Origin of the sequence: Peptoniphilus sp. (genome assembly GCF_022767005.1) — a bacterium.
In the GTDB taxonomy this organism is placed as follows: Bacteria; Bacillota; Clostridia; order Tissierellales; family Peptoniphilaceae; genus Peptoniphilus_A.
On sequence record NZ_JALEOV010000087.1, the window covers coordinates 1 to 26729 of the forward strand.

The 26729-nt window shown below is 29.3% G+C and carries 20 protein-coding genes and 1 other annotated feature; of the genes, 4 read left to right on the forward strand and 16 right to left on the reverse strand.

The window, feature by feature from the left end:
* Both MR285_RS06515 and crcB read right to left on the reverse strand, forming a co-directional pair.
* Positions 1-691, reverse strand: a 691-nt coding sequence (locus MR285_RS06515; protein ID WP_293559237.1) for a response regulator transcription factor, incomplete at its 3' end; no start/stop codon positions are given.
* A gap of 85 nt (positions 692-776) precedes the next feature.
* On the reverse strand, positions 777-1139 hold the full coding sequence (gene crcB / locus MR285_RS06520; protein ID WP_293559239.1) for a fluoride efflux transporter CrcB: 363 nt from the start codon (positions 1137-1139) through the stop codon (positions 777-779).
* Positions 1140-1227: 88 nt separating this feature from the next.
* Here crcB and MR285_RS06525 point away from each other — a divergent pair, with 88 nt between their 5' ends.
* Positions 1228-2547 (forward strand): nucleobase:cation symporter-2 family protein, encoded by a 1320-nt coding sequence (locus MR285_RS06525; protein WP_293559241.1) that lies wholly within the window; start codon positions 1228-1230, stop codon positions 2545-2547.
* A gap of 102 nt (positions 2548-2649) precedes the next feature.
* Positions 2650-3807, forward strand: a complete 1158-nt coding sequence (gene alr / locus MR285_RS06530) for an alanine racemase (protein ID WP_293559243.1) — start codon at positions 2650-2652, stop codon at positions 3805-3807.
* A 73-nt stretch (positions 3808-3880) separates the two neighbouring features.
* On the opposite strand, the gene spoVG is transcribed toward alr, so the two are convergent.
* Positions 3881-4186, reverse strand: a complete 306-nt coding sequence (spoVG, locus tag MR285_RS06535) for a septation regulator SpoVG (protein ID WP_293559299.1) — start codon at positions 4184-4186, stop codon at positions 3881-3883.
* Positions 4187-4346: 160 nt separating this feature from the next.
* Here spoVG and murC point away from each other — a divergent pair, with 160 nt between their 5' ends.
* Entirely contained in the window at positions 4347-5729 is a 1383-nt protein-coding gene (murC, locus tag MR285_RS06540; protein WP_293559245.1) for a UDP-N-acetylmuramate--L-alanine ligase, read from the forward strand.
* Positions 5730-5929: 200 nt separating this feature from the next.
* Here murC and MR285_RS06545 read toward each other — a convergent pair whose 3' ends face one another.
* The 11 genes from MR285_RS06545 to MR285_RS06595 all read right to left on the reverse strand — a co-directional run bounded on the left by MR285_RS06545 (position 5930) and on the right by MR285_RS06595 (position 22592).
* On the reverse strand, positions 5930-8200 hold the full coding sequence (locus MR285_RS06545) for a stalk domain-containing protein (RefSeq protein ID WP_293559247.1): 2271 nt from the start codon (positions 8198-8200) through the stop codon (positions 5930-5932).
* A 151-nt stretch (positions 8201-8351) separates the two neighbouring features.
* Entirely contained in the window at positions 8352-9422 is a 1071-nt protein-coding gene (locus MR285_RS06550; protein ID WP_293559249.1) for an alanine--glyoxylate aminotransferase family protein, read from the reverse strand.
* Between the two features lie 170 nt (positions 9423-9592).
* The gene (locus MR285_RS06555; RefSeq protein ID WP_293559251.1) at positions 9593-10684 is read right to left on the reverse strand and encodes a PIN/TRAM domain-containing protein; all 1092 of its coding nucleotides are present in this window, start codon (positions 10682-10684) and stop codon (positions 9593-9595) included.
* A gap of 33 nt (positions 10685-10717) precedes the next feature.
* The gene (locus MR285_RS06560) at positions 10718-11200 is read right to left on the reverse strand and encodes a CarD family transcriptional regulator (protein ID WP_293559253.1); all 483 of its coding nucleotides are present in this window, start codon (positions 11198-11200) and stop codon (positions 10718-10720) included.
* A gap of 235 nt (positions 11201-11435) precedes the next feature.
* Positions 11436-12779, reverse strand: coding sequence for a butyryl-CoA:acetate CoA-transferase (locus tag MR285_RS06565; RefSeq protein ID WP_293559255.1), 1344 nt, complete (start codon positions 12777-12779; stop codon positions 11436-11438).
* A gap of 14 nt (positions 12780-12793) precedes the next feature.
* Entirely contained in the window at positions 12794-15724 is a 2931-nt protein-coding gene (locus MR285_RS06570; RefSeq protein ID WP_293559257.1) for an exodeoxyribonuclease V subunit beta, read from the reverse strand.
* A 32-nt stretch (positions 15725-15756) separates the two neighbouring features.
* On the reverse strand, positions 15757-16035 hold the full coding sequence (locus MR285_RS06575; protein WP_293559259.1) for a metalloregulator ArsR/SmtB family transcription factor: 279 nt from the start codon (positions 16033-16035) through the stop codon (positions 15757-15759).
* Between the two features lie 228 nt (positions 16036-16263).
* The gene (gene ileS, locus MR285_RS06580) at positions 16264-19365 is read right to left on the reverse strand and encodes an isoleucine--tRNA ligase (RefSeq protein ID WP_293559261.1); all 3102 of its coding nucleotides are present in this window, start codon (positions 19363-19365) and stop codon (positions 16264-16266) included.
* A gap of 52 nt (positions 19366-19417) precedes the next feature.
* Positions 19418-19605: a binding site (T-box leader), on the reverse strand.
* A complete protein-coding gene (locus MR285_RS06585) occupies positions 19600-20007 on the reverse strand; it encodes an Rrf2 family transcriptional regulator (protein ID WP_293559263.1) in 408 nt (135 codons plus the stop codon). (Overlaps the previous feature by 6 nt.)
* Before the next feature lie 35 nt (positions 20008-20042).
* Positions 20043-21320, reverse strand: coding sequence for an SAF domain-containing protein (locus tag MR285_RS06590; RefSeq protein WP_293559265.1), 1278 nt, complete (start codon positions 21318-21320; stop codon positions 20043-20045).
* Between the two features lie 81 nt (positions 21321-21401).
* The gene (locus tag MR285_RS06595; RefSeq protein ID WP_293559267.1) at positions 21402-22592 is read right to left on the reverse strand and encodes an aminoacetone oxidase family FAD-binding enzyme; all 1191 of its coding nucleotides are present in this window, start codon (positions 22590-22592) and stop codon (positions 21402-21404) included.
* Between the two features lie 91 nt (positions 22593-22683).
* Between MR285_RS06595 and MR285_RS06600 the strand changes: the two genes are divergently transcribed.
* Entirely contained in the window at positions 22684-24318 is a 1635-nt protein-coding gene (locus tag MR285_RS06600; RefSeq protein WP_293559269.1) for a putative manganese-dependent inorganic diphosphatase, read from the forward strand.
* Positions 24319-24364: 46 nt separating this feature from the next.
* Here the strand turns inward: MR285_RS06600 and MR285_RS06605 are convergent, their stop codons facing one another.
* Positions 24365-24913 carry a hypothetical protein gene (locus tag MR285_RS06605; protein WP_293559271.1) on the reverse strand — a complete coding sequence of 183 codons (549 nt, stop codon included), beginning with the start codon at positions 24911-24913 and terminating at the stop codon, positions 24365-24367.
* An 11-nt stretch (positions 24914-24924) separates the two neighbouring features.
* Positions 24925-26682 (reverse strand): DUF4153 domain-containing protein, encoded by a 1758-nt coding sequence (locus MR285_RS06610; RefSeq protein ID WP_293559273.1) that lies wholly within the window; start codon positions 26680-26682, stop codon positions 24925-24927.
* Between the last annotated feature and the right edge of the window lie 47 nt (positions 26683-26729).

Consider the following 26729-nt stretch of genomic DNA (forward strand, 5'->3'; position numbering starts at 1 on the left):
GCCTCAAATCTTCAAATTTGTAACCAAGTCCCCACTGCACTTTAAGATACATTGGTTTCTTTGGATTTACTTCTATTTTTTCTCTAATTCTCCTAATGTGAACAGTTACAGTTTTTGCTTCAATTGCAGGTTCATTCCACACACTTTCATAAATTTCTTCAATTGAAAAAACTCTATTTGGATTTTTCATTAGAAGTTCCAAAATTTTAAACTCAATAGAAGTTAGCGTTACTGGTTTATCCTCTACATAGGCAATCTTCTGTGCTAAATCTAATTTTATGCTTCCTATTTCAATAAAATTTCTATCATTTTTCAAATCATAGGCATAAAATCTTCTAAGATTACTCTTCACACGAGCGATAAGCTCCATTGGATTGAAGGGCTTTTGAATATAATCGTCAGCTCCAATATTAAGTCCAAAAATTTTGTCAGTGTCCTCTGATTTTGCAGATAAAATAATTATTGGGACTACAGAGATTTCCCTTAGCTTAATAATAGCTTCTTCGCCAGATAAATTTGGCATCATTAAATCCATTATTATTAGATCAATTTTTTCATTTCTAAAAATTTTTATAGCTTCAAGACCATCATATGCATAAAAAATATTAAAATTTTCATTTTTAAGATAAATTCCAATGGATCTTGCAATTTCCTTGTCGTCCTCAGCAATTAAAATATTGTATCTATCCATTACATCCCTCCTTGTTTAATTATAATAGCAAATAATAATTACAAATATTCTTACAAAATCTTACAAATTTATTAAATAATACTAATTAAAATCTTCCTAGTATTAAAAGCCTTGCAAAATGTATTGCAACAAGAGAAAAAACTATGCTAAGAGCAGCGTAAAAAATTGAATTCAAAAAATTTCCATTATTTTCTAAATTAAATATATCAAAGGCAAAAGTAGAAAAAGTCGTAAATCCTCCACAAAATCCAACTTTCATAAATATAACTAGTCTTGAATCTAATTTATTTTTTTCTGCGTAAAAGGCAATTAATGCAATCAAAAAAGATCCTATTACATTTATTATAAAAGTTGAAAATGGGAAATCCACACCACTTTTTATATTATTAGATAAAAAATATCTTAAGGAAGACCCCAATGCTCCGCCTAATGCTACATATAAATACATATTTACTCCTTTCTAATACTTATTGTATGTCAAATACTTATATGCTAAAATCATTTTTGTTATAATTATATTAAAAAAGGAGTTTATTGTGAAGAAATACATTGGAATGAAACTAGAATATGAAGTTGATGATAAACCAGGTTTTTTTAAATCCTCACTGCTTGGATTTCAAAATATTTTGACTGCTTTTAGTGGAATTATCGCTGTACCACTAAGTATTGCAGCCATAGCTGGTACTAATGTAGCAGAAACTTCTATACTTATTTCTGCTGCACTACTTGCATCTGGTATTTGTTCTTTTATACAAACTAAGGGGATTTTTAAAGGCAATGCAAAGGTCGGTATAGGTCTTCCAACAATTATGGGAACTGACTTTGGCTTTGTACCACCTGCCAATGCTGTCATTAACACTATGGGTGGTGGACTTGCAGGTTACTTTGGTGCAACGATTTTAGGTGCACTTTTAGAATTAATACTCAGCTTTTTTATTAAACCACTTTTAAAATTTTTCCCAGAAGTAGTTACTGGAACTGTTATTACGCTAATTGGAATAACTATGATGCCCGTTGCCTTTGATTGGGTTGGCGGAGGATATGGTGCAGAAAATTATGGAGATCCGCTTTTTATTGGAATTGCCGTCTTTACTTTTCTACTCATAATTTTTATAAATCATTACGGAAGAGGTTTTGCGACTACCGCATCAGTATTTATTGCAATGATAATTTCTTATATTATTTGTATTCCATTGGGTCTTGTAGATTTTTCACAAGTTGCAGCTGCACCTTGGATAAAAATTCCAGAGTTATTTCCTTTTGGAGTTAAATTTGATTTGAGATTTGTCGTTCCCTTTATCGCTGGTTATCTTGTAACTATAATAGAAACTGTTGGAGTTATGAAAACTCTTGGCACCGTTTGTGAAGTTGAACTATCTGATTCAGACATCTCTAGTGGAGTTAGAGCTGATGCTATTGGTTCAATGTTATCTCCCGTATTTGGTTCAGGTGCAGCACAAACTTTTAGTCAAAATGTTGGACTAATCCCACTTACAAAATGTGCGTCAAAAAAAGTTGCACTTTTTTCATCTTTTATATTAATAATAATGAGCTTTTGTCCTAAATTTGCCACTTTAGTTTCAATTATGCCTTCACCTATTCTTGGAGGTGCAGGAATTCTTATGTTCGGTACAATTTTAGCTTCAGGTATGCAAGCACTTAGCAAGGCAAAATTTTCCACAAAAAATATTATGATTATTGCCGGAGGAATTGGCGTTGGAATTGGTATTACAATGAGACCTGACATTGTTTCAAAACTTCCAAGTTTAATCTCAGCACTTTTTTCATCTGGTATATCAGGTGGAACTATTGTAGCTGTAATATTAAATATTTTGCTAGTTGAAAAAGATTATTAAGAGGAACTGCCCTTGTGGCAGTTTTTTTGTGCAAATATTTTTATAAAACCTCTTACTATGCTATAATATTAAAAGAAATACTCGTTTTGAAAGGATAATAAAATGAAGGACTTTTTGACAAGACCGGCTTGGATTGAAATAAACTTAGATAATTTTGAAAATAATATTAAGGAAATTAAAAATCTCGTAGGCGAAAATACTGAAGTTATGAGTGTAGTAAAAAGCGATGCTTATAGACTTGGAGCTGTTCCCCTTTCTTACATATCCATGGAACTTGGAATAAAATTTTATGCTGTGGCAACTCTAGGAGAAGCTTTGACTTTTAGGAAAGAATTTCCCAATTCGGATATATTAATTCTTGGCTACACTCCACCGCATCTTTATGAAGATGCAATTAAAAATGATATTACGCTTAATCTTTATTCACTTGACGATGCCACTAATCTTGATGCTATTGCAAAACAAATTCATAAAATTGCAAAAATTCATATTGCCGTAGATAGTGGAATGTCTAGGATTGGCTTTATACCTAATAAAAATTCTTTAGACGAAGTCATAAAAATTTTCCAACTTAAAAATATTTATGTAGAAGGAATTTTTTCACACTTTGCAGCTTGTGAATCAGACCCTGAATTTACAAAAAAGCAGTTTAACTCCTTTAAAAATTTTATAAGAGAAATTGAAGATAAGGGCTATAATTTCAAATATAGACATATTGCAAATTCTTCTTCTGTTTTATATCACAGAGAATACGATCTAGATATGGTAAGACCAGGTATTATTCAATATGGTTATACTGACAGCAAAAAACTTCCAGAGGAGTTTAATTTAAAAGAAATACTTTCAATAAAAGCAGAAATATCTTCTATAAGAAAGGTAAAATGCGGCGAAACTGTTGGCTATGAAAGATTTTATAAATGCACTAAAGATACAAAAGTCGTTACTCTTCCCATTGGATATGCAGATGCCTTTCCTCGAATTTTATCTGAAAAATTAGAAGTACTAATAAATGGAAAAAGGTGTAAACAAATTGGCTTAATATGTATGGATCAAATGATGATAGATGCAACAGGTGTTGATTGCAAAATTGGTGATGAAGTTGTTTTAATTGGCAAACAAGGTGATGAAGAAATTAGAGTAAGAGATATATGTGAATTTTCTGGCGACTGCGAAACATCTTTTATCACACATCTTAATAGGAGATTGCCAAAATATTATTACAGACATGGTGAACTTGTCCATGTTTCTCAAATGGATTAAAAATATAAGTACAAAGGTTGTTAAACTTTCTATTCTTTAGCATATAAAAAGAGAGTCCTAAGACTCTCTTATATTATTCTTCAGTTTTTTCTTCTTGTTTTTCTGCTTCTTCTGAATCTAATTTTTCTTTTACAGCATAATATTCTTTAAAAATAACATCTTCTAATTCTTTTCTTGCTTCGGCATTAATTGGATGAGCAATGTCCCTGTACTCTCCATTAGAAAGTCTTCTGCTTGGCATTGCTAAAAATAAAGATTCATTTCCTTCTATTATTTTTATATCATGAAGCACAAATTCGTTATCAAAGGTTACAGATACTATTGCTTTAAGCTTTCCTTCTGTTGGTAATTTGCGAAGTCTTACATCAGTTATGTTCATACAAGTATCCCTCTCTTTCTTTATCATATTATAGCACAAATAAGATACATAATAAACGCTTTAATTAAAATTTTTCCTTTAATCTATTTAATTTTAATGTTTATTATTTTTTCTTTGTAAAATTTTTGTGATATAATGAAAAAGAACTGGAGGAAGTAAATTGTTTGAAATTAATATAGATAATAGTAAGTATAAAAATATATTTTTCATAGGAATTGGTGGAATAAGTATGTCTGCACTTGCAGAGCTCATGCTTTATAAAGGCTATAATGTCTATGGAAGCGACAGAAGTCCCTCTATAAATACAGAAAAATTAGAAAAAAATGGCGCTACAATATATTACGAGCACAAAAAGGAACATATTTACAATATGGACCTTGTAATTTTTACTGATGCGATTTCCTTTGACAACGAAGAATATATAGCAGCTGTAAAAGAAAAAATAGATTTAGTTGATAGAGCTACATTTTTAGGTGCTATTATGAAAAATTACGATTATTCCATTGCTGTATCAGGAACTCATGGCAAGACAACTACAACTTCCATGATAACAGAAATTATAAAAGACCTAGAAATTAATCCAACAATTATGCTTGGTGGTCAATTAAAAGATATTGATGGCAATATTAAAATTGGCGACGAAAAATTATTTTTGACAGAGGCTTGTGAATACAAGGCAAATATTTTAAAATATTTTCCTACTACAGAAATTGTTTTAAATATTGATGAAGATCATTTAGACTATTTTGACAATATCGACCATATAATTAAAACTTTTAAAGGCTATGTTGATAATCTTCATAAAGATAATTATGTAATTTTAAATATTGATGACGAAAATGTTAATTCTCTCTTCCCAATTGATAACTGTAAAGTCTTTACTTTTGGAATAAAAAATAATGCAGACCTAATGGCAAAAAATATTGAGTTTAACGAAGATGGTTTCCCAATTTATGATTTGTATTTAAATGGTAAAAAGGTAAATCATGTTGAGCTTTCAGTCCTTGGAAAACACAATGTATTAAACTCTCTTGCCGCAATTGCAGCAACCTATGTAAACAATGTTCCACTTGAAAATGCAATTATAGGACTTAAAAATTATAAAGGTGTAGAAAGAAGACTTGAAGAAAAGGGCTACTACAAAGGAACAAAAGTTATGGACGATTATGCTCATCATCCAACGGAGATAAAATCATCAATTCACGCAATTAAAAATGCTTGTAATGGAAAATTATACACAATTTTTCAACCTCACACTTACACAAGAACAAAACTTTTATTGGATGCCTTTGCCAACTCCTTTGACGAGTCAGATGTAATTATAATTACAGATATTTATGCAGCACGTGAAAAAGATTATGGTGATATTCACTCAAAAACTTTAAGAGATGCCATTTCCGAACACCGAGACAATGCCTTTTATATTTCTGGCTTTGAAGATATAGTAAAATTCATTAAAGAAAATATTAAAAAGGGGGATGTTGTTGTAACTATGGGTGCCGGCGATGTATATAAAATTGGCGAAATGATTTTAGAAAAATAAATTTAATATTAACGATTTATTGGAACTCCTCTGAGTTCCTTTTTTATTGATATATCATCAAATTAAATTCAATCTATTTGGTAGACATAGTAAAGATCGTAAAATATTTTATCTACTATTTTTTAATCATCTATAAAAAAGATCCTATAGAAATAGATTTTTAAAATCTACATCTATAAGACCTATTTTTGTAAATTCATCTAGTTAAATAAATTTACAGTATTTTTAGAATTTTTATCTGACTCATTATTGAGCTTATCATTTTTTGTATTAGCAGAATTATTTTTATTTGTATTTTTGTTTTTTGTATTTAAATTATTTTTTGAATTATTTTCTTTGTTTTGCGAATTGTTAACTGCATTATTTGAATTAACATCTTTTGTCGTTTCACTGTTTAGCGAATTTTTATCTTCAAAAGAAGATATTTCAATTTCGCGAGTTTCATTAATATAATTTACAACCATGTCCAAGTTCTCTGCAATAAATCTAATTGGCACATAAGTCCTGTCGCCTTTAATTATTGCTGCTTGATCAATGTTTACGTCCTCTCCATTGATTTTTATAGTCTTTGAATCAATTTTAAGTTCAAAATTTTTTCCCTTGCTATTAACAATTACAATTCTATTATCATTATCCCAATTTACTTCTCCACCAATAGCTTCAACAATAAATCTTAGTGGGACTAAAGTTCTGTCATTTTTTATAAATGGTTTTGCGTCCATCTTTTTTGCTTCACCATTAATACTATAATTTACATCATTTACTTTCATCTTTATTAACTTTGTATTTTCATCATATAGTGAAAGTGTGGAAGTTTTGTCGCCAAGTTTTGCGATTATCTTTGGATTTCTACCATAATCTAAAATATTAATATTAAAATTATTTGGATCAACACTTGCCTTCATATCCTCAAAGGAGTAATTTATAACTCTTGGAGAAATTTTTACTTTCCTACCATTATATTCTCCATTTGCGTCAAGACTTAGATTCATTCCTCTTTTTATAATTTTATTTTTTACATTAATATTAAATTTTGTGTAAGCAGACTTATCAGCTACATTAATTTCTTTATTTATTTTTTCACCCTTATTAGTTGTAACAATTAAGTTAAACTTTCCTGGATTCATGGAAAGATATGACAATCCATTTAAAATATTTGCTCCATTGGAATTATCTGCAATTGTATAAGTTCTATCTTTTATGTCAATGGGGTTTAAAAATTCATCCCATGCTGATTTTAATTTTAAATTAAGCGTTTCGCCAACAATTGTATCTAAATCACTTTCAAACTTTACATCCGAAATAATATTTGTATTTGTAGTTGTATTGAAAACTCCAAGTCCATTTACTACCTTTCTCTCTCCAGCATTTTTTTCTGGATTTGTAACTCTAGTTCTATTTAAGTCTCCTAAATTTCTAACAGCCATTGCAGTTGAACCGCCGCCGTCTAAATTCATTGCCTTAAAAGCTCCAAGATCTAACATAAATTGCGACAAGTCATTTAAAGACATACCTGAAGATCTTTTAGTCCTACCCTCTGCTGATACAATATAAACAGTTTTCCCATCCTGACTTATTCCTACGGCAGTTCTCGCTCTAACACCGCCAATTGAAGTTACGTCCTTAGTATATTTTTTAATTGCACCATTTTCAACAAGAAGTGCATGACCACCAATCATCATCTTCCAATTTCTATTTGGCTCAATATTAGTCTTAATTTCTAATTTGTCTCCCACTTTAATATTATCACGTACAAATTTTTCTGATGCACCGCTTATTTGTAAAATTTTCTTCCCCTCAGGAATTTTCATATCGATGTTTTTTCTATATACAATTTGTTCCACGACATTATCTCCAGAAAGAAGAACTTCTCCTGCAGTGCTATCTCCTCTTGATTTAGAAGACCAAAAAGAATTATACATTTGAATTTTTGATTCGTGAGAATATTCCTTTGATGGTTGATACCAATAGTATGTCTTATTTAATCCATCAATTGGATAAGATTTGCCATTAGGGGCTGTTACACTCCCTATAAATTTTGTGCTGTCAATAAAGGCAGTATTATTTTCATCAATTCCAAAGGACCAAATGTCAGTTAAAACTGCCGGAGATGATTTTATATCACCATCAATTATAGATGCACCTAGTGGCACACCTTGAAGCTGCATTGTAAAGAAATCTCCATTTACAAGAGCAACAGCATTAGTTCTATCAGCCATTTGTGAGACAGTTGCCTTATTTGTATAAGTACCGCCTCCTGCCACAGTGTTGATTTTTATGTGTGGATTATTTAAATCAACTGTAACAACATTTACCATGGCATTCTTTTTATCTCCAGTAACTTCATACTTATATCTCACAACTCCTGGAGCAATAGGCTCATTGAATACTAATTTATTTGCTGCAAAAACATTAATAGTAATAGTCATTAAAAATACAGTCATTATTAAACTAATTCTTTTTTTATTCATTTTATCAACCTCTCTTACATAAAAAGTATAAAGGAATATATTAATTTTCTCAAAGAATTTTTGAATTTGTAACAAAAACTTAATTGTAAAACTAATTTTAAAAATTTTGCAAAAAAAATATCTTGCTAAGACGCAAGATATTTTAAATGATTTAATTGTTTTTTAATATTTCGTCAAATATTCTTGTAAGTTCTTTCATATCGTCTAAAGTTGTATCACCCATATGTCCAACTCTAAAAGTTTTATTTGCCATTGGACCATAGCCATTAGAAATTACAATTCCTCTTTTTAGCAACTCATTATTTAATTTTTCAAAATTTAAATTTTTTGTATTCTTAACACAAGTTATTGTTGGCGATAAATACTTTTTATCTCCAAAAACTTCAAAATTTTTATTTGCCCAATCCTTAAAATAATTTGACATCATTAAATGTCTATTAAATCTATTTTCAAGGCCCTCTTCATTAACTATATAATTAAGTTGGTATTCTGCGGCAACCATATTTGAAATCGCAGGAGTTGAAGGATATTGGAAGTTATTTTCTTTTGAATAATTATATAGAAGTAATAGATCCAAATAATGTCCTCTGTTTTCTATTGTCTTTGCCTTTTCTACCGCTTTTGTAGAAAAAGATGCAAAACTTAGTCCGGGTACAAGACCTAAACATTTTTGCGAAGATGTAATTGAAATGTCAATTCCATATTTATCTTGTTCAATTGGAGTGCCACCAGCAGAACTAACAGTGTCAATTGCCCAAATAATTTCACTATATTTTTCTATAATAGGTTTTAGTTCTTCAAGATTATTTAAAATACCAGAAGAAGTTTCATTATGTGTGATGCCAACAAAATCATAATCTTTTTTCTTTAAAGCTTCTTCTAATTTATTTGGATCAGTAGCCTCTCCTGGTTCAGCTCTTAAAATATCTGTTTCAATTCCATTTTCAAGACCCAATCTTTGCCAAAGTTCTCCAAAGGAACCTAGTGCACAAATTAATGCTCTCTTTCTTGTGCAAGATCTAATTGCACCCTCCATAAGTCCAGTCCCTGATGATGTTGAAACTAAAATATATTCCTTAGTTCCAAAAACTTTTTGCATATTTATTACAATTGATTTCTGAATTTCTGATGCTTCCTTAGTTCTGTGTCCTATTACAGGTTTTTCAAATTGTTTTAAAACTTCACTGCGAACAGACACAGGACCGGGTAAAAATAATTTCATCTTTATTCCCCCTAACTATTTTAAATATGATATTACAAAATATTTTTATAGTCAAATAAAATTCTTTGTCAGTCTGCTTATATGTATTTTATTTACCTGTTTTATAACACCTTAAAGATTAATATATTCAATTATCAAATAAAAACTCTGCCGTAGACAGAGTTCTAAAATTAATATTTTAATTTTGCAAAAATCATTTTTCCTGCTGAAGTTTGAAGTGCACTTGTAACTATTACATTTACACTTTCTCCAATAAGGTCCTTTCCATTTTCAACAACTATCATTGTTCCATCGTCTAAATATCCTAAACCTTGATTTTGTTCCTTTCCTTCCTTGACAATCAAAATTTTCATTTCTTCTCCTGGAAGATAAAGTGGTTTAACTGCATTTGCAAGCTCATTAATATTTAAAACTTCTAAATTTTGAACTTTTGCAACTTTATTTAAATTATAATCATTTGTGACAATTTTACCACCTAAGTCAGTTGCAAGCTTTAAAAGTTTTGAATCCACTTCAGGAATTTCTTCAATTTTTCCTTTGTAAATTATTACTTCAACATTTTTTAATTCTTGAATTTCTGCAACGGTGTCAAGTCCTCTTCTTCCACGATTTCTTTTTAGTGCATCTGCAGAATCTGCAATATGTTGAAGTTCTTCTAATACAAATACTGGTACTACAAGAGGTCCTTCGATAAAACCAATTTTTACAATATCAAGTATTCTTCCATCAATTATAACAGAAGTATCTAACACTTTTGGAATGCCTTCTCGAGTTTTAATGTTTTCCTTTGGCTTTGATGTTTTCTTGGCAGCTAAAGAAGTTAAATCTCTTATCTTTTCTGAAATAGTGTCCTTGTTTGACATTCCTATATTAAGACCTAAGTAACCAAGCATTCCATAAAGTAAAATAGAAATTACTGAACCTACATATGGAATAGGAATCTTGTAAATAGGTTGCGAAATTAAAAATGCTATTATAAGTCCAAGAATAAGACCAACAGCACCGAGTATTACTTCTGCAAAAGATTTTGTCTGAATTTGTCTTTCCCAAAAAGCCAAAAGATCTTCTAAAGTTTTGAATGCCTTCGGTGAAAGTATAAAAAATATAAGTGCAGATAAAATTACAATAACGGCAAAAATTACTGTCATAACTTTTTGGCTTTCAATATCTCTTACAAATTTCATGTCTGACAAAAGAGACACGATAAAAATACCCACAAGTGCTCCTATTAATGTGAATAGCACTTTAAAAATTTTGGACACAATTTTTCGATTCTTGCTAATAAAAATCCCTCCTTAACCAAATATGGCGTCATCAATAAGCTTTGTGATTTCTTCCACCTTTTTATCAAAAACAAGTGCCATCTCTGAAACGATGATCTGTCTTGCTTCTGTCAATATTTTCCTCTCTCCTGTTGAAAGAGATTTTTGTCTGTCCAAATTTTCAAGACATTTTACTACATCGGCAATTTCTGTTAAATCACCTGATTTTATTTTATCTAAATTAAATCTATATCTTCTATTCCAATTCTTTGGCATAGATATTTCTTTCCTTGAAGAAAGTGTATCTAAAACATTTTTCATAGTTTGTGCATCAGAAATTTTTCTAACCCCAACTTCTTCAGCATTTTTTACAGGCACCATAACTTTTAAATTATTAATCGGTAATTTCATTATGTAATAATTGTGCACATTACCTAGAATTTCTCTTTCTTCTATTGCTACAATTTCACCTGCCCCGTGCATAGGATATACAATTTTATCGCCAATATTAAACATATTTTACCTCCTATTATCCCTATTATTAGTATAACAAAGATTTTTAAAAAAGTAAAATTCTTCACTATATCATAGATTATTGTTTTATGCAAAGACTTTTTATCAATTTTCATTTTGTTTAAATTATAAATTTAAGTATAAGGCTTTATTGTGAAAATTAATAACTTTTTTTGTGAAATTTTTTTAATTTAAAACCCTCTAACTCATAAAAGTTAGAGGGTTAAATACTTAAAAATTATCTCTTATTACTTCTTCTCCAAATATTCATCTTTTCAGCTTCTTTAATTAGATCATCTCTAAATTCAGGTGCGGCAAGGTTAATTATTCCTTCTGCTCTTTGCCAAGTTGCTTGACCCTTGCAGTTATACTTTCCATATTCAGTTACAATCCAGTGAGTATTTGGTCTTGCAGCTGTAATTGCTGAGAAAGTTTCAAAATTAGGAACAATTCTTGATTCTTCTTTTCCAGTCTTCTTGTTCATAAATTTAGAAGATAGACAGATAAAAGATTTTCCTCCCTTAGATAAATATGCTCCAAGCACAAAGTCAAGTTGTCCGCCTGCTCCAGAAATATGTTTTAAACCTGAAGATTCAGAACTTACTTGTCCAAATAAATCTATATTTACGGCATTATTAATTGATACAAAATTGTCCAGCTCAGCAATTACTCTTGCATCATTTGTATATGAAGTTGGAGCTGCCATACAAGCTGAATTGCCGTCGATGTAATCATACATTTCCTTTGAACCAGCTGCAAATCCATAAACTTGTCTAAATCTATCGATGTTTTTCTTCGCTCCAGAAAGTTTACCCTTCTTTGCCATTTCTACAAATCCATCAACATACATTTCAGTATGAACTCCAAGATCCTTTAAGTCAGAATTAGCAATAAGTGATCCTACTGCATTAGGCATTCCACCAATTCCTAATTGAAGAGTTGCTCCATTAGGAATTTCCTCTACAATTAATTCTGCAACCTTTTTATCAACTTCACCAAAACTTCCCTTTGGTAGAGTAGCAATTTCAGGATTTTCGCCTTCAATAACATAATCAACATCCTTGATGTTAATTTCATTTTCAAAACCGCCTAATCCAGTTACCATTTTTTCATTTACTTCTATAATTACTTTGTCAGCTGCTTCAATAACTGCCATTAAATGAGATGCACTTAATCCAAAGTTAAAATTTCCATGTTTATCCATTGGAGGAGTTACTATAACTGCAATATCCACTTTACAGTTTTCTCTGTACCATCTTGGCAATTCAGAGTATCTTAATGGATTATAAAATCCGCCAGGTGTTTTATTAATCCTATTTCTATCTGGTCCACCTGCGTGCCAAGAATTCCATACAACTTTTTTGCCTTCAGGGTCCTTCTTAAAAACTTCTGGTTCCCAAAGAAGTACACCACCCCTTAAATAAATTTCATTTAATTCGTCAAGTCTTTCAGCAAGCGCCTTATCAAAGGCAACAGGAGTGTTAGCACACCATGCATAGTCAATCCACATATTGTCTTTTACCATTGCGGCAGCATCTTTTGCTGAAATTAATTTTTCTTGATATTCTTTAGAATAATCCATATTTCCTCCTTAAATTATAAATAATCCCTATAAATTGTATGAGACCTTAAAAACTTAATGTAATCTAAAAATTCTTCCATAATAATTTCACTTTTTCCCTTATTAGTCTCAATGATTATTTTATTTTTACCCCTTAGGTCAAAAATATAAGCACCTTTTACATCAACTTTGTATAATTTTTCATAAATCGCTGAATATAATATTAATTGATTTTCATAAGAAGATTTTAGATAGTCCAAATCCATTTCACTAGTTTTTAAATCTACAATATAATACTCTCCGCCTATTTTTATAACTTGGTCAATATATCCCTTAACTAAAAACCCCTCTAAATCATAATAAAATAATAATTCTTTCTCAACTATATTTTCTTCTTCCATTTCCAAATAATTTAGGGAAAGTTCTCTTGCAATTTTTAATTTATCATCATCTATTTCTTCTTCATAATAATCAAAAATTTCTTTTAAAAATTCATCTATATTATTTTTATTTGTATCCTTTCTCGAATGAATTTGTGCAAATAAATGAACAATACTTCCTAAGGTTTTTGGATCTAATACCCTGTTCTTTCCATCTCCCATTGTATACTCGTCAATTCCCAAAAAATATTTCTTGTAAAAATCCATAGGACTTCTTTTATAATTTATAAAATCCGTCACAGTGTAATACTCTCTAATTCTATTCTCAAAATTAATTTTTAAATCTAAAGGCAAATATTTTTTTAAAGGAAGGTCTTCTTTTAAATCCTTAGAAAGCTTGTATTCTTTTATTTCTACATCATCATCTAAAAAGTCAAAATAGGAGTTTGATTTATAATCTTTAAAATTTCCAAAGAGTAAAAGTTCCTTTTTTGCTCTAGTCATAGCTACGTATAAAACTCTTTTTTCTTCTTCATTATCAATATTTCTTAGTTTTTCACTTACTGCTCTATACCTGGAATCAGAAAAATCAGATTTAATAGCAATACCTAGATCTTTGTCTACGATTATTTTTTTACTTTGCCCTAATTTTTTTCCTCTATCCATGTGAGAAATTACAACTGCATCAAATTCTAATCCCTTTGATTTGTGTATTGTCAAGAGATTTATTCCATCTTCCAAATCTTCAAATTTAATAGTCAAAATATATTTTTCAAAAGTTCCGTAATCCGTTGAGCTCTCAGAAGAAAAATCTCTTGCTATCTCTTTAAATTTATATAAATAATCCCAATCTATTTCTCTTAAAGTTTCTAAATCATAAAAATAATTCATAATTTCTTCAATTATTTCATCCAAAAAAAGTGTTTTAGATTTCTTCTTTATTGAAATTAAAAATTTTATAAAATTATCTAAATTTTTATTTTCAGTTTCAATTTGAATTAAATCTGAAAATTTATTAATTTCTAAATTTAATATTTTGACTAAATCTTTAAAATTAAACTCTAAAAGCGAAGAATTAAAAAGAGATAATGTATTTAAAAATTCTTCAGGACTATAAATTGTAGACAAAATGTTTTTTGTAACCTTTAAAACTTCTATTTCCTCTAAATTTCTTTCACCCTTGTTAAAGGATATATTTTTAAGAGTAAGTATCTTACTTACTTCGTCAATTTGAGCATTGCTCCTAGACAAAATCGCAATATCTTTAGCTTTAAATTTTTTTAATAAATTGCCTACAACAACACTTATTTCATTGTTATCCTCAGTATTATATAGATAAACATCGCCGTCATTTTGAAAGTCATATTCCATTTCTTCATAATTATCAATTAACTTTTCAAAAGTGGAATTTATGAAATTTATAATATTTCCGCCGCTTCTATAATTTTTATTCATAATAAGGGAAAGTCCACGTTTCTTTATATCATCTGAAAAGCTAAAATAACTATAAAGGTCTGCGCCTCTAAAGGCATAAATAGATTGCTTTGGATCTCCAACTATAAACAAATTTGATGTAAGAAAAGTATTTATAATTTCATTTTGAATTCCATTTGTATCTTGATATTCATCAACTAATATGTAAGAATACCTTCTTTGCAAAGCTCTTTTGCAATTTTCGTTTTTTAAAATCTTATGAGTATAAGAAATTATATCGTCATAGTCAAGAGAATTTATTTCTCTCTTTTTATTTGAATAAATATTGTAAATATCTTTTAAAATTTCAATGATAATTTCGTAATACTCTTTATTTTTTATTTCAAGATTTTTCCTTAATTCCCTTACTAAATCTAAAATATTTTCAATTTTATCATTATATTTTTTTGCAGATCCAAGATTTTCTTCTATTGAATTTAAAATGTCTAGATTATAAGTTTCTAAGTTTTTAATATCTTCAATATTTTCATCGTAAAAATATTGAAACTTTTTACCACTTACTTTTCTAAAGTCATCTAACAATAAAACTAATTCGCTAAAATTTTTATTTGAACTGCAAAAGTTTAAACTTTTCTTTAATATATCTTCAAAATCTAAATCATTGTTTTTAAAATCTAAATAAAGGTCAAAGAAAACTTTTCTTTCCTCAAAGGGATTTGTGTTAAAATCTATAAGATATTTTTTCAGCCTTTCATCTGTATTATTATTTAAGGCTAACTTTATAGAATCTTCTAATAATTTCAAACTTTTAGCATCCTCTAAGACTTTAAAGTTTGGATTAACTCCAAGAATGTAAGAATAATTAGATACGATTTCAAGAGCAAAGGAATGAATTGTCATAACATTTAAATCCTTCTCTTCAAATTCAATATTTTCTTCTACAAGTTCCCTGGAAATTCTTGCTAACATTTCTTCTGCAGCTTTTTTTGTAAAAGTAATTGCTAAAATACTTTTTGGATCATTATACTTTTTTACAATATTTATAAATCTACTTGTTAATACTCTTGTTTTTCCTGTACCCGCTCCTGCCATCAATGTTACGTCTTTATCAATAGATTTAACTGCCTCTAATTGAATTTTATTTAAAATCATAAAAACTCCATAAAAAAATCCCACTACGGGGATTAATCAAATATTGTTTCTGCAAGAGCTATTATAAATTTATTGTCAACTTTATAAAAAATTTCAGTTCCATTTCTATCGCTATTTAACACGCCAGCTCTCTTTAATTTTCCGAGATGGGAAGAAACAGTTGGTTGAGGAATATTAAATTTCTCTTGTAAGGATCCAACATTACATGGACCATTGTCAATTAGATTTTTAATAATTTTAAGTCTAATGGGATGTGCCATTACTTTTAAAACTTCAGCTGTCTTCTCTAAATTATCAATTTTGTTTCTCACTTCATACCTCCAAATATGTAATATGAATTAATTTGATTAATCAATTCATATTCTTTGATTATAATATTTGAACCTTCTACTTTTGTCAATAGTTTTACATAATTTTCATATAGTGAAAAAATGCACAAAAAATGTACATTAAATTTAATAAAAATTGACCTCCTCAAATCGGTTTTTCAGTCCAACTTGAGAAGGTCATTACTTTTCACTAGAGCCTTTAAATTAAATTTATACTCTCTCTATTTCTATTTTTATTTCATGTCCATTTAGGTTTTCAACTTCTGTATCTACATCTGAATTAACTATTTCAGTTGCCAAAGTTTCTGTCTTAATAAATTTTTCTTCAGATGCTATTGCCTTTTCTACTTCTTCGTCAGATTTATAAGTTATCTTAATATTGTCTAAAATGTCTAAATCTTTTTTCTTTCTAAGTTGTTGAATCTTTGATATAAATTCTCTTACATATCCTTCATTAAGAAGTTCAGCATTAAGTTCAGTGTCAAGAATTACAAAGAGATTGTTTTCCATAACAACATCAAAACCTTCTTTTGCATTGATTTTTACTTCTACATAATCTCTCTTGATTTCTATTTCTTCGCCACCAATTTCAATGTTTACATTTCCTTCATTTAATTTTGAAAGAAGTTCTTTTGCATTAGTTTCCCTTAAATATTTGCCAAAGTCTTTTACTTTTGAACCTAAAATGCTTCCGCAAACTCTAAAGTTTGGTTTAAGTTCAAATTCCATATATTCTGAAAGATTATCTTCAAATTTTACCTCTTTAACGTTTAATTCTTCCTTAATTAAATCAGTTAAATCGCCAATAATATCTTTATACTTACCGTCGATAATAACTTCTGAAAGTGGTTGTCTTACTTTAATCTTTGCTTCTTCTCTAGATGCTCTTCCCAATGTTACAAGATCTCTTACCAAATCCATTTTTTCTTCTACTTTGTCGTTAATCATATTTTCATCATAAGTTGGATAATCAACTAAGTGTACAGACTCTTCATCAGTAAGTGACTTAAACAATTCTTCAGAGATAAATGGAACTATTGGTGCGATTAGTTTTGTAACACCAAGTAAAACTTCATAAGTTGTCTTGTATACTGCAAGTTTAGTATTGTCTTTGTCAGTCTTCCAAAATCTCCTTCTGTTTCTTCTAATGTACCAATTTGAAACATCTTCAATTACAAATTCTTGAATTTCTCTAACAACTTTTGTAAGTTCAAATACTTCCATGTCTTTTCTTACAGTTTTTACTAGTCTGTTATATTTTGAAAGCAACCATTTGTCGATTTCTTCTAAATCTTCATAGCTTACTTTGTGTTCTCTAGGATCAATATTATCTGTATTTGCATAAAGACTGAAGAAGTTATATGTGTTTCTAAGTGATCTAAAGAATTTTGATTCAATTTCACGAAGACCATCTTCATCAAATTTTGTTGGAGTCCAAGGTGGAGATACATAAAGTAGATACCATCTTACAACATCGGCACCATATTTATCAAATAATTCAAAAGGAGCTACTGTATTTCCTCTTGATTTTGACATTTTCTTTCCATCTTTATCAAGGATAAGGTCATTTACAAGTACATTTTTATATGGACTTTTTCCTGTCATATAAGTTGAAATTGCAATTAGTGAATAGAACCAACCTCTAGTTTGATCAATTCCTTCAGATATAAAGTCTGCTGGGAATAACTCACTAAAGTTATCTTTATTTTCAAAAGGATAATGCCATTGTGCAAAAGGCATTGCTCCAGAGTCAAACCATACATCGATTACATCAGATTCTCTCTTCATCTCTTTTCCACATTTTGGACATTTTATATGAATGTCATCAACATATGGTCTGTGAAGCTCTATATCCTCTGGAACATCTTCCACAGCTTTTTTTCTAAGATCTTCAATTGAACCAACTGATTCTGTATGACCACATTCACATCTCCAAATTGGAAGTGGTGTCCCCCAATATCTTGACCTTGAAATTGCCCAGTCATTTAGATTTTCTAGCCAATTTCCAAATCTCTTTTCACCAACAAAATCTGGGAACCAATTAACACCCTTGTTGTTTTCAATTAATTTATCTTTAAATTTAGTAACTTCAATGTACCAAGATGGATGTGCGTAATAAATTAATGGAGTATGACATCTCCAACAGTGTGGATAATTATGAACTACTTTTTGTTTTGAAAACATTAAGTCATTGTCCATTAGATAATGAATCACATCATGATCAGCATCTATTACAAATTGACCTTTCCATGGTGTATCAGTAAATTTACCTTCTTCATCCACTGGTTTTAACATTGGAAGGTCATATCCCCTTGCAGTTTGGTAGTCGTCTTCACCAAAAGCAGGTGCAATATGAACAATACCTGTACCATCTTCAGTAGTTACATAATCAGCACATATTACATAAAATGCTTTTTTATCAGGTTCTAAAAATTTAAGAAGTTGCTCGTATTCCATAAACTCTAAATCTTTGCCGACAAATTCTTCTATTACTTCATATTCATCATCTTTGAAAACTGTTTTTGCAAGTAACTTTGCTACATAATAAATATTTCCGTCGGAATGCTTTACTTTAATATATTCAACTTTTGGATTTACAGCAAGGGCTACGTTAGAAGGAAGTGTCCAAGGTGTAGTTGTCCATGCTAAGAAATATTCATTATCCTTACCCTTTAATTTGAATTTACAAGTTACAGTAGTAGTTTTTATTTCTTCATAGCCTTGTGCAACTTCATGAGATGCAAGTCCAGTTCCACATCTTGGACAATAAGGAACAATTTTATGTCCTTCATAAATTAGTCCTTCTTTAAACATCTTGTCTAAAATATGCCAAACTGATTCAATATAACTATTTTCAAGTGTAATATATGGATGGTCTAAATCTATTAGATAGCCCATTCTTCTAGTAAGTGTTCTCCATTCTTTTTCATATTCAAAAACAGATTCCTTACATTTTTTATTAAAATTTTCAACTCCATAGGATTCAATATCTTGTTTATTATGAAGTCCAAGTTTTTTTTCAACTTCAATTTCAACTGGAAGACCATGTGTGTCCCAACCAGCTTTTCTCTTAACTTTATATCCAAGCATTGTATGATATCTACAAGTTAAGTCCTTTAAAGTTCTCGCCATTACATGATGTATTCCTGGCTTGCCATTTGCTGTTGGAGGTCCTTCATAGAAAATATAATTCTCTCCATCTTTTCTAGATTCTACAGATTTGTGTAAAAGATCTATTTCATCCCAAAATCTTGAGATTTTTTCTTCCCTTTCACTAACCTTATCCTTAGATAATTCTTTAAAATTTTTCATCTAAAACTCCTTATTCTTCCTAATTTTTTATAAAAAAGTCCCCTCTCAAACGAGAAGGGACGAACTAGCCGCGGTACCACCCTAATTATAGGTAACTATCACTTAATTTTTTAACGCAAATACGCAAAGGCTTTTGACCTTTGAGCTCCGAGGTGATCTATAAATTTTCAAAACACAGTTTCACACCAAACAACTGCTCTCTTAGTTTTTAGAATTTACCGTCCTCATCAAAGCTTATATAAAATTGTCTATTGTTTCATCCTTAAACATTTTAATAATGTTGGATTGAATCTTTGCGAGTGTACCATGAAATTTGCAATTTCCTACATTACCAGATTTGTTTTTACTACAATAACTATCTTTTTGTAAACACCTATTTATTACAATAGGTCCATCAATCGCAATAAGTATGTCGTATAGTGTTATGTCTTCCTTTGGTTTCTTTAAATAATATCCACCCTTAGAACCTCTTTTTGCATCGGTAATTCCCGCTAAATTTAATTTTCTCAAAATTCTTAGAGTAAATCTTTTAGTAACACCTTCATTTTCAGCAATTTGAGGTGCTCCAACTACTGTACCTTCATTTTCAGCCAGGTACCTTACAATTCTAAAGGCATAATCTGTCTCTTGTGTTATTCTCATTTTATCACCTATTTTGAATATTATATCATCTTTGTTTACTTTTTAAAATACTTATCTTGTATTTTTCTAAGCTTTACAATTTCTGACTCTTCATTTAAAGATATGTCATCATAATTAACTAGACTTCCCTTTTTTACATCTCTCTTCGCATAAGCACCATCTGTTACAATACCAATTGGCACATGGTTCCCATCTAGTTGGTCTTTTTTTGTTTCCAAAGTTCCAAAAATCATTTCTCCGCCAATAGAATCAAGTTTTTCGCCCTTTTTTATATCTCTTTTGGCAACTGCTACGGTTTCTGCATAGGGCTCTCCCATTGGGGCAATAGATGAATCTCTCAATACCACAGCTTTAATAATGGAAACTATTGTCTCAATGCTAGTCAAATGATAAGGTCTATATATTGTATAATTTGGACCTTCTCCCATGGAAAGATATTTCATTTCTTTATCAATAATATTAGATTTTGGTTTTACCACAGCAAAAACTCCAGGAGCTATACCTGTTGCAAAGTCTACAACACCATAGGAATTTAAAATTCCACCATCTTCTTTTAATTTGTAATCATCGGCAATTTTTTTAGGACTTGTATCTACAAAATGGCAACCCCTAATATCTGGAATAAAGCCAAGAGCATTGCATACAGCATTAAGTTCAATCATTGTATTAGTCCCATCTACAAAAGAAGTTAACATTCTTGGACTTATTCCCCTTTTGTTTGCAGAGTCCCTTAAACTATCTGGAGTCGCATAATTATTTAATTCATTATTTTTCCCCTTTCCGAGAACTAGAACCTCAAACCCACAATTTTTTGCAAATTCATAAATCTCTACAATGGCACCAGGTTCATCGCCCTTTGTTCCCGAATAAACTATTCCCTTTTCATCTGCCATTACCTTTAAGATTGGTCCAACAGTTGCATCCATCTCAACATTAAGACTAACTATATCTACATTATTTTCTATTGCAGAAATAGATAATTTTGTACCAGTCTCAGTGTCTCCCGTACAATCAACTATGCAGTCCACAAGAGTTGATGCAATTAAATTATTTGTTGTGGCGATGTATTTTTTTTCTCTTAAAAGATTCCTTGCTTCTTCCAAATCATCTGTAAAGGCATAATCACCTTTATCTATATTTGCTGAATCTATTGCAGCTTTTAGCGTTACTTTATTTCTTGATGAAAAAACTATGGGATAAAAATTTTCATTTTGACTTAACAAAGTAAATAGTGAAGTGCCCATTATTCCTGAGCCAACAATTCCAACAGAAATATTGCCATATTCCTTTAATTTTTTTTGTAAGTAAAACATTCTTCCTCCAAATCTATTTGAATCATTAAAATTAATCTTATTTGCAAAATTATTTTAATCTGAATTTACTTCTATTGCAAATTATTTTTCACTAAGCATCTTTCCAAGTCGATATCCACAAGAAAATGCAAATTGCAAATTATAACCACCGCAGTCTCCGTCAATATTTAGTGCCTCTCCTATAATATACAAATTCTCAATTTTTTTACATGAATAGTCATAAGGATTTACTTCGCTTAAATCAACGCCACCTCTTGTAACTTGGGAATTTTTAAAACCTGTGCTCCCAATTACTTTAAACCTTGACTTTAACAAAACTTCTGCGATATTTTCAAAATCTGACATAGGAATCATATTCATTGCAACTTTTTTGTCTAAATTTAAAGAATCAATTATATAGTGAATAAATTTTTTATCGACAATTCCCATTAAGTACTCTTCAAGGGAAAAATCTGGAAACATATAATATCTGCTATAAAGCATCTCAATTGTATTTTCATCAACATTATTTATTATGGGCACTTCAATAAAATTATTTTCAGAAATATTCACTGACAAATCTAAAATTGGCGGCCCACTTATTCCATAATCAGTGAATAAAATTTCTCCAAATCTTTCGTCAATTTTTTTATCTTTCTCAAATAATTTTGCCATTCCAATTACTTTAGTTCCCTTAAGATGCTTTAAATATTTTGATTCCAATTTTATTTGAGTAAGTGCCGGCTTTAATTCAGTTATTTTTAAACCTAGCTTTTTTAAAATTTCAAAACTTCTTCCATCAGAACCACTTGCAGGCATGGATTTTGCGCCAAAAGCTGCTATAACTACATCTGATTTAAAAATTCCATCATTTGTAATTACTTCAAAACCCTTTTTATTTTTTTTAATTTCTAAAACTTCTGTGTTTGTCCTAATGTCGATATTCTTTTTATTAAGCCAATACATAAAAATATTTAGCACAGAATTTGACTTCAATGTAATTGGATAAACTCTATTTCCATCAATTGTAGATTCAAGCCCTAAAGTTTTAAAATAATTTATTAAGTCTTGATTATTAAATTCTTTTATGGTGTATTTAACAAAACTTGGAGAAGAATAATTTTCTTCTGACAAATTTAAGTTAGTATAATTGCATCTGCCATTGCCAGTTGCCAGTAATTTTTTCCCAATTCTATCATTTTTTTCAATTAATGTAACATCATTATTTTCATTTTTTGCATTTATAGCAGCAACCATTCCAGCAGGTCCTGCACCAATAATTATTATATTCATAGTATCACAAACAAATTATATCCTAAAGTTATATAAATTTACAAGAATTTAAAAAATTTGTGTTATAATAGCTAATAAATTTGGAGGAATTATGAAAAATAAAATTTATATAACAGGACACAAAAACCCCGACACAGATAGTATATGTTCTGCCATTGCCTTGGCAGAGTTAAAAAATAAATTGGGCGAAAATGCTGAAGCAATTAGGCTTGGCAATTTAAACAAAGAAACCGAATTTGTACTTAAGTATTTTAACGTGGCTTATCCAAGGCTAAAGACTTCTATCAAACCACAAGTTCGTGATATTGAAATAGACGCTGCCTATTGTGTAAATCCAAGTCTTTCTATGGCATCAGCAATGGATTTGATTCAAAAAAATAATATCAATTCCTTGCCCGTTGTAGACGATGATGACAACCTTATTGGAATCGTAAGTTTATCCAACATTGCATCATCTTATATGGAAATTTGGGACGACTCAATAATTGGCAGGAGTAACACAAGCTTTGAAAATATTTTAGATGTACTCAAAGGTAAGGTCCTTTATTTGCCAAAAAATCCAAGAAAGCTATCAGGTAAAATGGCTGTCAAGGCTATAAAAAATCAGGACTTAATAAATGAAAATGATATAGTAATTGTTGGCGACGATATAAAAGACCAAGAAGCTGTAATTAAAAAGGGCATATCTCTTTTAATTCTTACAATTTCAACTAAACTCGATGATAAACTTTTAGAACTTGCAAAGGAAAATAATGTTGCGGTAATTTCTACTGGACTTTCAACTTTTATGGTTGCAAGAATTTTGCCACAAGCTGTTCCCGTTGAATATGTAATGACAAAAGATGATCTAGTTGTATTTCACAAGGACGATTTAATTGACGACGTTCGTGAAAAAATGGCACAATCAAGATTTAGATCCTATCCTGTTCTCGACAATAAAAATAAAGTAATTGGAAACATTTCTCGTTATCACTTAATTTCAAATTTAAAGAAAAAGATAATTTTAGTTGACCACAACGAAAGAAATCAATCCATTGATGACATTGATTCTGCAGAAATTGTGCAAATCGTGGATCACCACAGAGTTGCTAATATTTCTACAAGTTCTCCAATTTATTTTAGAAATGAGCCTGTTGGATCAACTGCAACAATTGTCTCAAAAATGTTTTTTGAAAATGGAATAAAGCCTTCTCGTGAAGTTGCTGGTCTTCTTTGTGCGGCAATAATTTCCGACACACTTTTATTCAGATCTCCTACATCTACTGATACAGATAAGTATATTCTAAATAAAATGAAAAAAATTGCAGCAATTGATATAGATGAATTTGCAATGAAGATGTTTAAAGCAGGTACAAGCCTTGAAGGAAGAAAACCCGATGAACTTTTAAAATCCGATGTTAAAAACTTTTCAGTTGAAGGTATAAATATAAGAATTTGTCAAATTTTTACTATGGATTTGGAAAGTACGACTTCTGTGGAAAAAGAATTAAAAGAGGCAATGGAAAACTTTGTAGAAACATCTGACACAGAAACTTTTGTCTTGATGATTACAGATATATTTAGGGAAGTTTCTGAGGTAATCCTAGCAGGAAGTTTTAAAGAAGCAATTGCAAGAAAATTTGAAAAGGAATTAGTTAACGACAAATTTTTATCTGAAGGACTTCTCTCAAGAAAAAAACAACTCCTTCCTAAAATTAGTTCTGCAATATCAGAAGAACTTTCATAATTATTTTACAAAAAAGAGCCTATCATTTGATAGACTCTTTTTATCATTATTTAGAGCAGTTTCCATTGCAACCGCATGAATTTTCATCCTTATCTTCGCAGCCGCAATCGTGATCGTGTTTATGTTCGTGATGGTCATCTCCATCACCATCATCTTTCTCACTTTCATCCATGTATACATTTAGATTCTTAATTCCATATATCTTTTCAAGTTCTTCAGAAAATTCAACAACAGATTTTTCATCAAAACCATAGATGTAAACTTCGCTGCCATAATTTATAATTTCTAATTTTAAAATCCCATCATTATAGAGATTTATTCCCATAAAATTAAGAGCAACATCTCCAATTAAATTATCTAAAATCATCTTTTTAAAGTCTTCATCAATTATTCCCTGAAAAATGTATTCATATCCATCTTCATCAGAATAAACAGCAAATTCTTCAACTAATTTTTTTGATTTTTTATCTTCTTTTAAAACTTTAATCTGATAGGAATCACATTTATTTAGATATATTTTTAAAATATCAAAAACTGGGTTTAAATCAATTTTTTCTTCAATAAAGACATTATTTTCAAAATTTATATAGTACAAATAATCACTCCTTATTTTGTTAAAAGATAAAATTCAATGTAGGCATCTTCTAAATTATCTTCCTTTGGAAAATAAATATTTGTAAATAAAATTTTATATCCATCTTTTTCTATTGCCAAATCTTCTAACTCTATTTTGTCCTTTGTCTTTCTCAAAATCTTTAAATTATCCTTTAATTTTGCCAAATCTACTGTCATAATATTTTTATAATTTTCTTCTATTTTTTTATAAATTTTTATTTCTCTTTTAGTTTTTTCAAATTTATAATCTCCAGATGTAACAATATCATCAAGAGAATATACAAAAATCAAATGATTGTAACCTTCAATATCTATATTAAATTTAAGTTCATTGTCACTTGGCAAATTATCTGTATAGGAATAGCCAAGAGAATTTTTGTCTTCAATTATATTACTGAATCCAAATAATTTTGTGAAGCTATCTTCGTTTAACTTAAAATCTTTTGGCATATATTTTAATTCAGAAACTCTATCAGTTTTTACCATGTAGTTAACTATATCTACAATTTGACTTTTAGCGTCACTTTCAATATTTAAATTCGGTTTTATCTCTTCTCCTGCAATCATTTTATTGTCTTCTAAAAGTTTTTCAAACCTTGAATTTTGAGACCTCACGCTAAGGCTTGGTGCAGATGCAGGCCCTATTCCCGTAATTAAAATTATTACAGATAAAAATATTGGTATAGTTATATTGGAATTTTCTCTATAAAAAATATAATAAATCAAAGAGAGAAAAATCCAAACTCCCACTGCTATAACAATATATCTATTTTCTGTAATTCCATATTCGCTAATTCTTAAATAAATTGCAAAAAACATCATGCCCAATAGTGGGAAAAGCGTGAAAGGAAAAATAATTTTAAAATAGTTAATAATTTTTATCGAGTCCACTCTGGACAAGAAAAATAGATATACTACTGAAAAACTTGCAAACCAAATAACTAAATTTACGATTAAGTTATTTGGAATTTGCCAAAGCACTAAAATTTTTACAAAATATGCAAGCAAAATCGCTGTATAAATAATTACAATAGGTGTAATTATATAAACTAATAAAATTTTAAAAGCTTTAGGATATCTATAATCTGTGAAAGAATCTCTAACTTTTGGAAAATCAGAAAAAAATGTCACAACATTAAACAATATAAAAGAAAAAATTGCTACTCTAAGATAAACTGAAGACTGAAAATTAAATTTAAATAAGTTATTTAATGCAAATATAATTCCACTTATGCCAATAAATACAATAAAGCTGTAAATATTTGAGATTATAAAAGATTTTAAAATTTTTGCGACATAAGCCACATAATCCTTGTGGTAATTAAATTTTCCAATAAAGGATGATGCCACAACAAGTGCCGCAATCAATGTAAAATAAATAAAATTATTATTATAATTAGCTAATGTTTTACTTTCATTATAAATAAGTTCATAAATTCCATATAAAATTGGAAAGGTAACTATATAGGAAAGTATTTTGAATAGATTATTATTTTTTAAATTTTTTAGGTCATAATAATTTTTTAGCCCCTCATTAAAAAGTATAACAAAGGCGTAAAGAAAAATTCCAAATACAAAGACTAAACCATAACTTTCCATTCTATTTACAAATATATCTTCTTTATCATAAAAAGTTGACATAATCAAAAATACTGTCGCAAGCATGGCGCTTATAATAGTAAAGGGGAATCTTTTAAAGGTGTTTTTAATACTATTAAAATTAAATAATGTATAATTAAAAATTCTCATAACTGCCTCCCTATTTTAATAATATATCAAATGCCTTAAATTTTAAA

Excerpts from the sequence above, each read along its gene's own strand:
- crcB (WP_293559239.1), bottom strand. The coding sequence starts at position 1,139 with ATGTATTTATATGTAGCATTAGGCGGAGCATTGGGGTCTTCCTTAAGA.
- alr (WP_293559243.1), top strand. The coding sequence starts at position 2,650 with ATGAAGGACTTTTTGACAAGACCGGCTTGGATTGAAATAAACTTAGAT.
- spoVG (WP_293559299.1), bottom strand. The coding sequence starts at position 4,186 with ATGAACATAACTGATGTAAGACTTCGCAAATTACCAACAGAAGGAAAG.
- MR285_RS06545 (WP_293559247.1), bottom strand. The coding sequence starts at position 8,200 with ATGAATAAAAAAAGAATTAGTTTAATAATGACTGTATTTTTAATGACT.
- MR285_RS06550 (WP_293559249.1), bottom strand. The coding sequence starts at position 9,422 with ATGAAATTATTTTTACCCGGTCCTGTGTCTGTTCGCAGTGAAGTTTTA.
- MR285_RS06560 (WP_293559253.1), bottom strand. The coding sequence starts at position 11,200 with ATGTTTAATATTGGCGATAAAATTGTATATCCTATGCACGGGGCAGGT.
- MR285_RS06565 (WP_293559255.1), bottom strand. The coding sequence starts at position 12,779 with ATGGATTATTCTAAAGAATATCAAGAAAAATTAATTTCAGCAAAAGAT.
- MR285_RS06570 (WP_293559257.1), bottom strand. The coding sequence starts at position 15,724 with ATGATTTTAAATAAAATTCAATTAGAGGCAGTTAAATCTATTGATAAA.
- ileS (WP_293559261.1), bottom strand. The coding sequence starts at position 19,365 with ATGAAAAATTTTAAAGAATTATCTAAGGATAAGGTTAGTGAAAGGGAA.
- MR285_RS06585 (WP_293559263.1), bottom strand. The coding sequence starts at position 20,007 with ATGAGAATAACACAAGAGACAGATTATGCCTTTAGAATTGTAAGGTAC.
- MR285_RS06590 (WP_293559265.1), bottom strand. The coding sequence starts at position 21,320 with ATGTTTTACTTACAAAAAAAATTAAAGGAATATGGCAATATTTCTGTT.
- MR285_RS06595 (WP_293559267.1), bottom strand. The coding sequence starts at position 22,592 with ATGAATATAATAATTATTGGTGCAGGACCTGCTGGAATGGTTGCTGCT.
- MR285_RS06600 (WP_293559269.1), top strand. The coding sequence starts at position 22,684 with ATGAAAAATAAAATTTATATAACAGGACACAAAAACCCCGACACAGAT.
- MR285_RS06610 (WP_293559273.1), bottom strand. The coding sequence starts at position 26,682 with ATGAGAATTTTTAATTATACATTATTTAATTTTAATAGTATTAAAAAC.